Consider the following 13,955-nt stretch of genomic DNA (forward strand, 5'->3'; position numbering starts at 1 on the left):
ACGTCGGAAACGTGAGATTGCCTGGTCATCGGCTGTCGTCCGCGCGCCGGGACAGCCCGCTGGCGCGCAACACCCGGCGCGCGATACCGGCCCTGATGGATTCATCGGTGCCGATGACGCGGACGTGGCGGCGGGCGCGGGTGATGGCCGTGTAGAGCAGTTCCCTGGTCAGCAGGGTCGATTCCGGCTCGGGCAGGACCACCGAGACGGTGTCGTACTGGCTGCCCTGGCTGCGGTGGATGGTCATCGCGAACACGGTGACCACGGCCGGGAACTGGGTCGGATGCACCAGGTACGGCTCGCTGCCGCGTTGCAGTGCCGCGCGCAACGAACCGTCCGGCATGCGCACGACGACGCCGGTGTCGCCGTTGTAGATGCGGGCCTCGTGGTCGTTGGCGGTGACCAGCAGCGGCTGGCCGGGATACCAGGGGGCCTGGTGGGAGTCGGGGCCCGCGCCACCGGCGGCCGCCCATTCGGCGGCCATCCGATCCCAGCGTTCGACACCGAACGGGCCTTGCCGGTGCGCGCACAGCAGGCGGTGCGATTCGAGGGCGGCGAGCGCGCCCGCGGCGTCGCCATCGAGGGCGGCCGCGGTCACCTCGCGGGCGGCGCGCACGACATCCGCACGGACAGCGGCCATCTCGTCCGGAGCGCTGAGCGACAGTTCGTCACCGCCCGCGCGAAGAAGTTCGAGCGCGGTGTCGGCATCGCCCGCGCGAACCGCGACCGCGAGGTCGGCGATCCGGCCGCCGAAACGGCGGCCGCGGGTCAGCCGAACGATGCCGCCGCGCAGGCGTGTTCGCTCCAGCGCGGTCAGCGCGGCCGGATGTTGTTCCGGCGCGGCGGATTCCGGCGAATCCGAGCCGAGGATCTCGTCGAGCATCGGATTCGGTGTGCCCGCAACGGGTCCCGCGACCAGGTCGGCGAGGACCGCGCCCGCGTCGACCGAGGCGAGCTGGTCCGGGTCGCCGACGAGCACCAGCCGGGTATCCGGCCGCAGGGCGCCGAACAGCCTGCTCATCATGGTGAGCGAGACCATGGATGTTTCGTCGACGACGATCACGTCGTAGGGCAGCCGGTTGAATTCGTGGTGCTTGAACCTGGTGGTGCGACCGCGCTGCCAGCCGAGCAGGCGGTGCAGGGTGGCGGCGGTGAGGTCGGGCAGGCCGAGCGCGTCGGCTTGTTCGCGCACCGCCTCTTGCAGCCGGGCCGCGGCCTTGCCCGTGGGCGCGGCGAGGGCGATACGCAGCGCGGGCAGTTTGGGATTGGCCTTGCGGTGCGCGTCGAGCAGGCCGATGATGCGCGCGATGGTGTGCGTCTTGCCGGTGCCGGGGCCACCCGCTACCACGGTGGTCCAGTGCGTCGCGGCGAGCGCGGCCGCGAGCCGCTGCCGGTCGGGCACCCCGCCGACGGGCGCGTCGAACAGTCGATCCAGTTCGCGGCGAACGATATTCGGGTCGACCACCGGATGGTGACCGGACCGTTCGGTGAGGACGCGGCGGACGGTCTGCTCCTGCTGGTAGTACCGATCCAGGTAGAGCAGCGGCCCGGTATCGTCGCGGCGCTGCGATTCGACCAGCCGCAACGGTTGCAGCGGCCCCGCGGGACCACCGGTCACCAGCGGACTGACTCGCAGCGCCGCCACCACCGCCTCGATATCGGGCCACGGCAGCGTCGCCGGGTCGATTCGCTCTCCGGTGTCCCAGGTTTCGTCGGCATCGATACCGATCTCCCGTATCCGATGCAGCTCGAGGCACACCGAGCCGGAACGCACCGCCCGCACCGCCAGCGCCGCCGCGAACAGCACCTCCTCGGTGGTCTCCCGACCGAGGCGTCCCAACCGCACCGCGACATGCACGTCCGCGGCGGACAGCACCCCCGCCTCGTTGAACGTCCGCAACAGCCCGGTTCCCCGCTGCGCCAACTGAATCGAGGTCATCGGGTGACCTCACCGGCGAGCAGCCTGGACAAGGCCACGATCAGCGGGGCGGGCGGATGCCAATCGAAGACGCCACAGCCGCTGGGGGTTTCGGGACCGATCATGCCGCGGACGAACAGGTAACGGGCGCCGCCGAGGTGGCGGGCCGGGTCGTAGCCGGGCAGCCGCCAGCGCAGGTAGCGGTGCAGGGCAACGGCATACAGCAGAGCTTGCAGCGGGTAGTGCGAGCGCAGCATCTCGGCGGCCATCCGGTCGCGGGTGTAGTGCTCGACGGTGAGGTCGCCGGTGCCGAGCCGGTTGGTCTTGTAGTCGACGATCACGAATCGCGGGTCGGGGCCGTCGGTGACCCGCAGGACCGCGTCGATGCTGCCGGTCAGGTAACCGCGCAGTGGGATGTCGTCGAGGGTGGCCAGGTGGTCGGCGTAGACGAAAAGGTCGTTGTCGGTGGGCAGGTGGGTGCGCAGCAGGTCCGCGATCTGGCGCAAGGTCGCCGACTCGGCGCCCGGCGCGTCACCACCGGCCAGCGGCAGCTCGAATTCCAACTCGTTCAAGCGGTCTCGGTTGGCGATGTCGGCGAGCGAGCCGATGCCGAGTGGGGTGCGCAGCACGGCGAGGAGGGCGGTGCTGAGCACCGCCGGATCGGCTTCGGCCATGAGTTCGTCGATCGCGGCCCGGCACCGATTGTCCACCTCGGCGGCCAGATCCATTGCGTCGGTGTCGATCAGCTCCAGTACACCGTGCACGAGGGTGCCGAACTCCGCGCCGTAGGGCAGCGAGTTCATCAGCGACGGCGGACCGGCGAACACCTCTTCGATTTCGGCGGCCACTGGGGTGCTCGGCTCATCCGCTGGACCGCGCGTTGCCTCGGGCTCGATGTCCAGTTCCGGCGTAACCGGGCCGTGCGCGGACGCGGTCAGCGCCGAATACGAGGTCCGCCGCCATTGGTGGTCGAGCACGCGGTCGAAGCGGGCGGCGGCCAGCTCACCGGTGACCGGTTCGGTGCGCACCCGCCGGAGCGCGACGTCGTCCGTCCCGGCGACTGCCGTCACCGAGATCGCCGCTCCCGCTCCCCCGGCCCACGCCGAAAGCAGGCCTGGCGCAACCGCATCCGCCGGTACCGCGGCTCGCGGCGGCACCGTGTCGCCGCCGTCCGGCCGCCCGAGGATCATCCGGTGCAGTGGCGACGCCGCGGTGGTGATCGCGGGCGCCCACCATGCGACGACCTGGCACATGGCGCGGGTCAGCGCGACGTACAGCAGGCGCAGTTCCTCGCCCGCCTCCTCGGTTTCGCTGCGCAGCTTGCGTTCCGCGTAACCGGAGGCGTCCTGACCGCCGACGTCGAGCACGCGCGAGCCGTTGTCGTCGTGGAAGAGCAGCGTCGCCGGGTAGGGGTTCTTCGCGTTGTCCCAGGCGAACGGCAAATACACGATGGGGAATTCGAGGCCCTTGCTGGCGTGCACGGTGGCGATCTGCACCGCCGCGGCATCGCGGTCCAGCCTGCGGCTGCGGTCGGCGACCGTGCCCGAGGCGGGGTCACGCACCCGATCGGCCAGCCAGCGGGTCAACGCCGTCAACCCGAGCGACTCGGTGAGCGCCACCTGGTCCAGCAGCTGCGCGATGTGCCGCAGATCGGTGAGCTGTCGCTCCCCGTTCTCGACGGCGAGCAGCCGGTGTGCCAAATCGGCCTCGGCGGAGATCTTTTCGAAGACCGCCGCGAACCCGGCGCGGGCGAACAACCGGGCGGCATCACGCAATTGCGCACTGACCCGGCCGACCAGATCCGCACCGCCGCTGTCGATCTCGGCGGCGGTGGCCCCGATCAACGGCGTGCACGCCGCCAACCGCACCCGGTCGGCGCGATGCGGCTGCTCCAACGCCCGCAGCAACCAGAGCCAGTCGGTGGCACTGCTCGTCGCGAATACGCTGGTGCCGCCCGCCAGCACGGAGGCGACGCCGACCCGATCCAACGCCGCTCGCACGACGTCGATTTGGGACCGCGTCCGCACCAGGACCGCGATATCGCCAGGGCTGATCGGCCTGCACGTCACGGCATCCGGGACCCGCTCGCCCGAATCCGGCACAGCCGCATTCTGGTCGGCGCGACTCGGCTGCGCGTTGGTGGCCAACGTGGTTCCGGACTCCAAGAGACGAACGATGTCGGCGGCGAGATCGTCCGCGACCTTCGCACGCATGCGACCTACCGCGGGAAAGCCGGACTTGTTCAACGGTCCGGCCCCGGTCCGCGTCAGGCAGCGCATGCGCAGCGGAGTGCTGAGCTCGTCGGGCCCGGACAGCCGCGACCACGGCCTGGTCGCGGCCACCGGATAGACGGTGATCTCCTTGTGCCCCAAGGCCGCACCGCCCTGCAGGTGGTCCAGCGCGGCCAGCAGACCGGCGTCGCTGCGCCAGTTGGTGGTGAGTTCCTTGCGGGTGTCGGCGTGCGCGACCGCGTCCAGATAGCTGAGCACCTCCGCGCCGCGGAAGGCGTAGATGGCCTGCTTCGGGTCGCCGACGAGCACCAGGGTGGCGTGGCCGTGGAAGGAGCGGCGCAGGATGTCCCACTGCAGCGGGTCGGTGTCCTGGAATTCGTCCACCAGCGCGACCCGGTAGCGCTCGCGGATGCGGCGGCAGGCACGGGGCCCGTGCTCGGGATCGGCCAGCACGTCGTGCAGCAGCACCAGCAGGTCGTCGAAGTCGCGCAACCCGGCCAGTCGCTTGCGCCGTTCGGTTTCGGTGCGGACCGCGGTCGCGAAGGCCACCCGTTCGCCGGCCGCGGAGTCGCCCTTCGGCACCAGCACCGCGTGCCGGTCGCGCACGGCGGCCAGCGCCAGCGTGTGCGCCTCTTTCACCGAGAACGGCGGTTCGGTACGGGCGTACCGGTTCAGGTACAGATCGTCGGCGACCGTGCCGACCAGCTCGTCGACGGTCTCGACCAGCCGCGAACCGGGATCGTGCTCGCCCGCCAGCCCGAGCTCGTCCAGCATGCGCTGGCAGAAGCTGTGCGTGGTCGCGATGGTGCCCGCGTCGAAATCCGAAAGGGCCGCAAGCAACCGAGCCCGCCTGCGCCGCACCTCGTCCGAATCCGCTTGCGCCAGATAGCGAATCAGGTCATCGGCGTGCGCACGGGCCAGCTCCGGGTCGCCGAGCCCCGCCGCGACCGTCACGAACCGGTCCCTGGTGCGCTCGCGCAATTCCTGCGTGGCCGCCCGGCTGAACGTGACCAGCAGCAGCTGCGAGACATCGATCCCGGTCTCGGCCACGTACCGCACCGCCAACCCGACGATCGCGTGCGTCTTGCCGGTCCCCGCGCTCGCCTCCAGCACGGTCGTCCCGGTGGGCAGCGGACCGTGTGGCTCGAAGCTGTCGGGTGCGTCCATGTCGGGCACCACGAACGAGGCGTCTTGCACGGTCACGCGAACACCCGCCTTTCGACCCGCTGAAACCGCCATTCTGCCGGTCCGACGCGCGACCCCGCGCCACCGACACGCGTGACGGTGCCGACCGTCACGGTTGCCCCTGGCTCCGTCACGGTTGCCCCTGGCTTTCGGCGCTCAGCAACGGCACCCATATCCGGCGGGCCAGCGCGCCGAAGCGGGTGGTCTCCCCCGGTTCACCGGGCGGGGCGGGAATCGCCATGAGGTGTTCCAGGCGCGGCGCCGGTCCCCAGACATAGCGCAGGTGACGGTCGGTGTGGTCACCGAACGGGCCGGGGCCGTTCGGGCCGCCGTTGAACTCCCGTTCGGCGGCCACGATGGCCTCGTCGGTGTTGGCGCCGCGAAACCGGCGTTCGGCGTAGGCCGCCGTGGCACCGGGCGCGACCGGAAGGGGCTCGGTCATTCCGGCATCTCGAAGGGCGACGAGTTCGCGCAGGATGGCCCGCGCCGCAGGCATATCCGGCGCGGTGATCTCCGAACGCCATGCGGGGCGGCCGAATTGGCCGCGACCGGTAGTGACGGCACGCCACGAGCGATCCTCGGTGACCGCGAGGGCCAGCAGCGAGACCCACGCGGCGATCCGGTGTTTCGGAGCGAGCCGGGAGAAGGTGGTGCGAACCAGGGTCTCGCCGCGCACCTCGGGCACGGTCCCGGTGAGCCTGCGACCGTTGCCGAGATCCACCGCGATGTCGACGGCGCGCACGGCGCCCTCGTAGTCGCCTTGTGAGGCGCGGACCAGCTTGTCCACCGTGTGCTCGACCTCGTCGAGCACCGCGGCGCCGAAACCGAAGGGCGGCAACGTGCCGCGCCGCCACTCGGCGGCGCGCAGCGCGGCCGGGTCGGCGCCGGTCAGTCGGGCGGCGAGCAGGCGCTCGCCCAGCTCCCATTTCGCCAGTCCGTCGAGCTCGATGGGCAGCCGGTCGGCGATGTCCTCTTCGTGTTCGGGGACGCGCAGGCCGAGCCGCTGCCACAGGAAGGCGCGGATCGGGTGCTCGACGAACGAGATCAGGTCGGCCAGTGCCACATCCGTGAGTTCCGGTGCGGGCAGCGGCTCCGGCAGGAACGCCGGCCTCGGCATCGGCGGCTGCCCGGCGGACCGGGCACCGGCCAGCGCGACGGTGTCGAAGCTGAACGGATTCTCGGCGCGGAAATTCCGGCGATCGAAGGCCTGCAAGGGATGTCGGGTCAGCACCGCATCCATGCCCGCCGCGCCGACATGGGCGCGCAGCACGTCGAGCAGTTCGGCCACCGGGATGGCCGGTGGGCGATGCGCGCCGGTGACCGGGTCGGCGCCGGTGTGGAATACCAGCAGCTTGTCCCTGGCCGCGAGGATCGCGTCGAGCAGCAGCTGCCGGTCCTCGCTGCGCGGATCCCGTTCGCCGAGTAGCGGATTGCGGGCCAGCACGTCGTCACCGTCCACGCCGCTGGTGCGCGGGAACACGTCGTCGTCGAGGCCGAGCAGCACCACCACGCGGTGCGGCACCGAACGCATCGGCACCATGGTGCACACGGTCAGCTCACCGGTGCGAAAGTTGGCGCGGGTCGGCCGGGCCGCCAGCCGGGAATGCAGCAGCACCCCGACATCGGCCAGCCGCAGCGCCACATCGCCCGCGTGCTCGGTGGCGGCGGCCAGTTCCTGGCGCGCCTCGGTGCGCACCCAGGCCTGCGAATCCGGCACATCCGTCAGCAGATCCAGTGCCCGGCCGAGCACCGCCGCCCAGTCGTGCGCGGGGCGCGGGCCGCGCAGATCGCGCAGGCAGACGGCGAGCCGGTCGATGAATTCGGCGAATCGCCCGGCCAAATCGACGTCGTTGCTGTCCACGTCGTCCAGGGGCAGCGCGAGATCGAGCCAGCCGGCGGAGTTTGCGGACCCGCCATCGACTCCAGCTTCGGAGGTTTCGCCCGCCGTGACGCCGAGCAGGATTCGATCCACCGCGGCGTTCAACGTGTTCTGCGCGAAATCGGCGAGCCCGAATGCTTGTCGCTGGCGCTGCCCGATCCCCCACCGCGCGCCGGACTCGGCCGCCCATTCGCGCAGCCGTTCGATATCGTCGTCGTCGAATCCGCAACGCCGCCGGACCGTTTCGGCCGCCGCCAGATCGAGCACCTGGGTCACGGTGACCCGGCCGTCGGCCAGTTCGAGCAGCACTCCGATTACCGCGAGCAGCGGATTGGTGATGCCTCGCCCGCGATCGGCGAGCCGCACCCGCAGGCGGTGCGCCGGATGCGCCGAATCCGGCGCCGTCTCCACCGATCCCGGCACCCGCTGGCCGAACGCGGCCCGCACCAGCGGCGCGAACGACTCGACCTCGGGGCACATGACCAGCACGTCACGCGGCTCCAACGTCTCATCCTCAGCGAACAATCCGAGCAGGCATTCCCGCAGCACCTCGACCTGCCGCGCGGGTCCGTGGCACGCGTGCACCTGCACCGTGCCGTCGCAGGCACGCACCTGGGCCGGTGGCCATCGGTCATCGCGGATATTGGCTTGCAGCGCCTCGAGCAAGGTCGACGTGCGGCCGTCGTCTCGTGGATCCCCGTCCAGCACAAGATCATCCGAGGCGGCGCGGCTCGGATGATAGGTGTCCGAGCTCGCGGGCTCGGCCAACCGCTGCTGCAGTTCCCGGACATCGCGGGCCAGCCCGGTGAGCAGCGGATGACGAAGGACCGTCGCACTGAGGTCGGCCGCGCGGGCGCCCGCCGCGGGCGTACCGGCGAGTTCCGTCCACATCACCGGACTCGGATGCGGCAGCCACAGATGGATCTCGCGGTTCTGGGCCAGCGCCGAAAGCACGGCGAGTTGATCGGTCGACATTCTGGTCGCGCCGAAGAGCGAAAAACGCGACGGAAATGGAACAAGTTCAGGCTCGGCCCGCAGCCGCGCGCACGCGGCAGCCAGGCGCTCGGCCGGACTCGGCGCGTCCACCTCGGCACGCAACCGCCGCCACAGTTCGGGCTGCCACAGCAGATCGTCGGGCACCGGGTTGCCCGCACCGTCGGTGTCGGACCCCGCGGCCCATTCGGTGACGAGTCCGGGTCGCTGCGCCGCGTAACTGTCGAACAGCGAGGCCAAGTGCGCCGCGGTGGCATAGCGACGACCGATCCGGTGATCCCGTCCGGCCGGATCCTTCGCGCCGAGATGCCGGGCGAGCACCGCGCACCACGGCTCCCCGAGTGCGGCATCGATCACTCGCAGCAAGGTCCACACGACGCGTTCGGCAGCCCACGGATCATCCTCGGGCCGCACCCCACTTGCCGCGGCCAACGCCTCCGCGACCAGGCTTGCGGGCGAGGGGAACTGAATATTCGCCGCGATGCCGTCGGTCGGCGCGGCATCGAACGACGCGGAAAATGCCACGGCCACGGACACTCCGAGCACCGACGACAACCGCTGCGTCAACCATCGCTCGACACCCTTGGCCGGTACCGCGACCACTTCCGCCGCGAACGGGTCCGACAGTGGTGTAGCCAACAGTCCGGCCAGTTCGTCCGCCAAGACATCGGCGCGCTCGGCACGGTGGATGTGCAGCGGCATCTGCGCCCTCTCGGTCGGTGGGTATCGGACTGCGCCGGGCTCATCGAACCGCGCGGTTCGCGCTCGCTGATCGCTCGGTGGCGGCGAGACGCCTCGGGCCTCGTGCACGTTTATACGCCCAGCGACTTTTACGCAACTTTGCCGCCCCGCAACGGTGCCAGTGTGACTGGAGTGAAATGAACCACACAAGAACACATTCCTACGCCGTGTCCGCTCGGATCTACGCGCCCGATGTGCGACAGTGCTGAACCGGGGAGGACGAGAGAGCTGCACCGAAAGGCTGGTTCGCGTTCATGAATGCGATGGTGATTCCCCTGGTTCCGCGAGGCGGGTTCACGGTCCGCCGCGTAGGAGATCGTTGGGAGCTCGTCAACTCGCGAGGCTACGGCCGCACCGTCGTCCTACACTCCTGGCCGCGCGATCGGCACACCGAGGCGTTCGAGCACTGCTATCGCCTGAACGGGCGCACCGTAGAGGAACTGCAGGCCGCGTTTCGCTGAACCACCCGATGGTGGCCGAAACCCGCTGGGACGCAAATGCGCAACGTTTCCGATAGCACAAGGCACACCCGAGCTCAAGACGTGCGCCGAGCTCGCCGATGTGCGATCGTGATCCCTCGTGCGTAAACCCTCGCCCGCCACCCGATCCGTTCCCCGCGTGGCCGCATCCGCCTGTGTCCTCGCCGCTGCGGCGATCCTCATCCCCAGCGCGCCAACCCTGCTGCCAAGCGCGGCCGCCGTACCCCTCGCGCATACCAGCGCGTGCCTGTCCGGTTTCGACTGCGATATGAGCAGACGGATCAACGCGGTCGACAACTACCTGACCACTCGTCCCGGCGTCACCGGTTACGTTGTGCGCGACCGGGTCACCGGTGGCATCTACGCGAATGCCAACGCGGAGAACGCGGTATGGACCGCCTCCACGATCAAACTGGCGATCGCCGAGGATCTGCTGAACCGGGCCAGGGTGGGCGCGATCGTGCTGTCACCGGAGGATCGCGGGTTGATGGAGGCGATGCTGGCCACCTCCAATGACGGCGCGACCGACCGGCTGTGGGCCAAGTACGCGGGTCTGGACCGGATGGCGTTCAACAACGCGTTCCGCGCCAACGGCATGAGCACCCTGGTGCCGCAGCCGACCAATACCGCGCTGTTCCCGGACTGGTCGTTCCAGAAGTGCACCGCCGCCGACCTGGACCGGCTGATGGACAACATCCTCACCAACATGCACCCGGATGATCGCGATTACCTGTTGGACCGCATGCGCTCGGTGGACAGCAACCAGCACTGGGGTGTGTGGGGCGCGGGCGAGAAGATGCGACCGGGCCTGAAGAACGGCTGGTCCGAAGAACAGGGCGGCTGGGTCGTGAATTCGGTCGGCTTCGCCGGTCCGGGCGAGCGGTACACGCTGGCCATCATGACCGCGCTCGGTGGCGCGGGCGGCTACACCGAAGGCGCCGACACCGACACCAAGGTCGCCGAGATGTTGTTCGCCGGGCGTTAACCGCCCTTTACGCACACTGGGTTCAGGCGGAGCGCCGGCGCAGCACCATCGGCGCTCCGTCCCTCGGGAACGGAATCGTGGTGAACCCCCACGGCATTCGGTACTTTTCCGGGATCTGCCACGCGTACGCACGCACCAGCGCGGCGATCACCGTCTTCACCTCGAACGTGCCGAAGTGCATGCCGATGCACTTGTGCGCGCCCGCGCCGAAGGGCAGCCAGGCCAGGCGATGCGACTTGTCCTCATGCCGGTCCGGGCCGAAGCGTCCGGGATCGAACAGTTCGGGATGGGTCCACAACTCCGGCAGCAGGTGATTGACCTGGTAGGCGAGGTCGATCGCGGTGCCTGCCGGGATGTAATGTCCGGCGATCTCGGTGTCGCGCACCGCACGACGCGACAGTCCCGGCACCGGCGGCATCAGCCGCAGGCTCTCCTTCACCACCAGATCGAGGTCGGTCAGCCGGTCCAGGTCGGCGATAGTCGGTGCCGCGCCGTCGATTTCGGCGTCGAGCGCGAGCACCTCGGCCCGCACCCGTTCCTGCCATTCCGGATGTTTGCCCAGGTAGTAGGCGATGGCGGTGGCCGTTGTCGTGGTGGTGTCGTGCGCGGCCATGATCAGAAAGATCATGTGGTTCACCACATCCGCGTCACCGAACACACCACCGTCCTCGCTGCGCGCATGACAGAGGCCGGAGAAGAAGTCCGGTGTTTCGACGCGCCGCTTCTCCGGCAGCATCGCGGTGAAGTACTCCTCCAGGACCTTCCGGCCGCGCAGCCCGGACCGCCAGTTGCCGCCGGGCACCGAATGCCGGATGATCGCCAGACCCGCATGCGTGCAATCGACGAACGCGTCGATGAGCTCACGCCTGCGCGGCCCGACATCGACGCCCATGAAGGTCTCGCCCGCGATATCGAGGGTCAGTTCCTTGATGGTCGGATACAGGCGCACGGTCCGTTCGGCGTTGCCGCCCTGGGGAACCCAGCGCTCGACGCTCGCGCGCACCACGGGAGTCAGCGCGGCGAGGTGGGCCTCCAGGCGGTCCCTGGTGAACGCCTGCTGCATGATCCGGCGATGGAATTTGTGCTCGTCGAATTCGAGCAACAGCAGTCCGCGCCGGAAGAACGGGCCGATGAAATAGTCCCAGCCCTGGCCGAAGTCGCGGCGACGTCGACCGAGTACCTCGTCGAGCGCCTCGGGACCGGCGACGAGCACGCGGTCGACGCCGAGCGAGGTGCTCACCGAAACCGGTCCGTATTTGCGATACCGCCCCACCATCTCGGCCGGACCCCAGCGCATGTACTGCAACGCGCGACCCAGATACGGCAGTCCGGCGTCACCGTGCACCGCGGCGGTGTCGCTGCCCGGTGGCGGTGTTGCGAGGACGTGGTGGCGTTCCGGTAGCAGGCCGAGCGCCCGATCGACCAGATGGTCGTGCGGTACGTCGATAAGCGCGCTGTTCTCGGATTCGGTCATGCCCTCGGATTGCCCGCGCACGCTGGGCTTTCGGCCGACTGCACGGTCCCCGGCGACCATGGCAAACCTCCCTGAGCGACAGCGTTTATCGTATTCTCTTTTGCGCATTCATTCGGTCGGTTCGCCGCAACGCAGGACAGCGAACGCGGCCCGGCGGTACCGAGGCAGCGCCGGCGCAACATACCCGGAACAGGGATGTCGCCGTGACGGTCGAGATCGACCCGACTACGGTTGGGACCTGTCAACAACCGTTCGCGGGGGACAAACCCCAGGTCTGTCGAGGAGCAGGACGATGAGCACAGCATCGCGTAGCGATTCGGTGAGGGGCGGTGGCCGGGAGACGGGTCTCACAGCATCGCGTAGCGATTCGGTGAGGGGCGGTGGCCGGGAGACGGGTGGGCGCACTCAGTCTGTCGAGAACCGTCGTCACCAGGTGGTGGTGATCGGCTCCGGCTTCGGCGGCCTGTTCGGCACCAAGCACCTCAAGCGCGCCGACGTCGACATCACCTTGATCTCCAAGACCACCTCGCACCTGTTCCAGCCACTGCTCTACCAGGTCGCCACCGGCATCCTCTCGGTCGGTGAGATCGCGCCCGCGACCCGGCTGGTGCTGCGCAAGCAGAAGAACGCGCAGGTGCTGCTCGGCGATGTCATCGACATCGACCTCGAAGCGAAGACGGTCACCTCGCGCCTGCTCAACCAGAACACCGTCACCCCGTTCGACAGCCTGATCGTCGCCACCGGTGCGCAGCAGTCGTACTTCGGCAACAACCAGTTCGCCACCTACGCCCCCGGCATGAAGACCATCGATGACGCACTGGAACTACGCGGCCGCATCCTCGGTTCGTTCGAGGGTGCGGAGCTGGCCACCAGCCAGGAGATGCGGGACCGGCTGCTCACCTTCGTGGTGGTCGGCGCCGGACCCACCGGAGTCGAATTGGCCGGGCAGATCGCCGAACTCGCCGATCGCACCCTTGAAGGCACCTTCCACAACATCGATCCGCGCGACGCCCGCGTCGTGTTGCTCGAGGGTGCGGGCGCGGTGCTCGGCCCGATGGGCCCGAAGCTCGGCAACAAGGCCAAGCGGCGGCTGGAGAAGATGGGCGTGGAGATCCAGCTCAACGCCATGGTCACCGATATCGACGCGCTGGGCGTCACGGTCAAGGACGCCGACGGCACCATCCGGCGCATCGAGTCGTCCTGCAAGGTGTGGTCGGCCGGCGTGCAGGCCAGCCCGCTCGGCAAGATGCTCGCCGAACGCTCCGACGGCACCGAGGTGGACCGCGCCGGACGCGTCGTGGTCGAGCCGGACCTGACCATCAAGGGACATCCGAACGTCTTCGTCGTCGGCGACCTCATGTCGGTGCCTGGCGTGCCGGGACAGGCGCAGGGCGCGATCCAGGGCGCCACCTACGCGGCCAAGGCGATCAAAGCCGGGCTGCACGGCCAAGCGCCGCAGGACCGTAAGCCGTTCAAGTACTTCAACAAGGGCAGCATGGCGACCGTGTCGCGGTTCAACGCCGTGTGCCAGGTCGGCAAGCTGGAATTCAGCGGGTTCATCGCCTGGCTGGCTTGGCTCGCGCTGCACCTGTATTACCTGATCGGCTACCGCAGCCGGATCATCACCGTCATCCAGTGGTTCGTCACCTTCCTCGGCCGCAGCCGCGGCCAGATGGCCGCCACCGAGCAGTGGGTGTTCGCCAGGCTCGCGCTCGAACAGGTCAACTCCGACGAGGAGGAGGCCGACGAACTCGCGGCCGCGCTCGGCGCACCGCCCGCGGACAACGGCAAGCTCGCCGAGAAGGCCAAGGCCGCCATCGAAGGCAGAGTGAGCTAGCCCCACCGCCGTACCGCCTGATCCAACCGGAGGCGTTCTTCGTTCTGTCCGACAGAGCCGAAGGACGCCTTCGGTCGTTTCTTGCCGAGGCGGTCTGGCGGGATGTCGGAAGTGTCCGGACAGCTGCCTGGGCGCGCATCCGCAACCCACACGTAGCTATTCGTCGGCAACGGCATTGAGCGCGAGTCGGCCGAAAATGAACCCATCCAGGTGCCCAGCGGGTCCGAATGTGG

The 13,955-nt window shown here is 69.3% G+C and carries 6 protein-coding genes; 2 read left to right on the plus strand and 4 right to left on the minus strand.

The window, feature by feature from the left end; genetic code table 11:
- Positions 1-25: 25 nt before the first annotated feature.
- The 3 genes from recD to recC all read right to left on the minus strand — a co-directional run bounded on the left by recD (position 26) and on the right by recC (position 8,908).
- The gene (recD, locus tag KV110_RS26680; RefSeq protein ID WP_218470001.1) at positions 26-1,939 is read right to left on the minus strand and encodes an exodeoxyribonuclease V subunit alpha; all 1,914 of its coding nucleotides are present in this window, start codon (positions 1,937-1,939) and stop codon (positions 26-28) included.
- Positions 1,936-5,316 carry a UvrD-helicase domain-containing protein gene (locus tag KV110_RS26685; RefSeq protein ID WP_218478920.1) on the minus strand — a complete coding sequence of 1,127 codons (3,381 nt, stop codon included), beginning with the start codon at positions 5,314-5,316 and terminating at the stop codon, positions 1,936-1,938. The genes recD and KV110_RS26685 overlap by 4 nt, the downstream gene beginning before the upstream one ends.
- Positions 5,317-5,464: 148 nt before the next feature.
- Positions 5,465-8,908 carry an exodeoxyribonuclease V subunit gamma gene (gene recC / locus KV110_RS26690; protein ID WP_218470002.1) on the minus strand — a complete coding sequence of 1,148 codons (3,444 nt, stop codon included), beginning with the start codon at positions 8,906-8,908 and terminating at the stop codon, positions 5,465-5,467.
- A gap of 657 nt (positions 8,909-9,565) precedes the next feature.
- On the opposite strand from recC, the gene KV110_RS26695 reads away from it, so the two are divergent.
- Positions 9,566-10,411: a serine hydrolase gene (locus KV110_RS26695; protein ID WP_218470003.1), complete on the plus strand. Its 846-nt coding sequence runs from the start codon at positions 9,566-9,568 to the stop codon at positions 10,409-10,411.
- Positions 10,412-10,433: 22 nt separating this feature from the next.
- Here KV110_RS26695 and KV110_RS26700 read toward each other — a convergent pair whose 3' ends face one another.
- On the minus strand, positions 10,434-11,945 hold the full coding sequence (locus tag KV110_RS26700; protein ID WP_218470004.1) for a cytochrome P450: 1,512 nt from the start codon (positions 11,943-11,945) through the stop codon (positions 10,434-10,436).
- A 373-nt stretch (positions 11,946-12,318) separates the two neighbouring features.
- Here KV110_RS26700 and KV110_RS26705 point away from each other — a divergent pair, with 373 nt between their 5' ends.
- Complete coding sequence (locus KV110_RS26705) at positions 12,319-13,722, plus strand: NAD(P)/FAD-dependent oxidoreductase (RefSeq protein WP_246633996.1); 1,404 nt, start codon at positions 12,319-12,321, stop codon at positions 13,720-13,722.
- Positions 13,723-13,955 lie beyond the last annotated feature (233 nt).

Origin of the sequence: Nocardia iowensis (assembly GCF_019222765.1) — a bacterium.
GTDB classification, from domain to species: Bacteria; Actinomycetota; Actinomycetes; order Mycobacteriales; family Mycobacteriaceae; genus Nocardia; species Nocardia iowensis.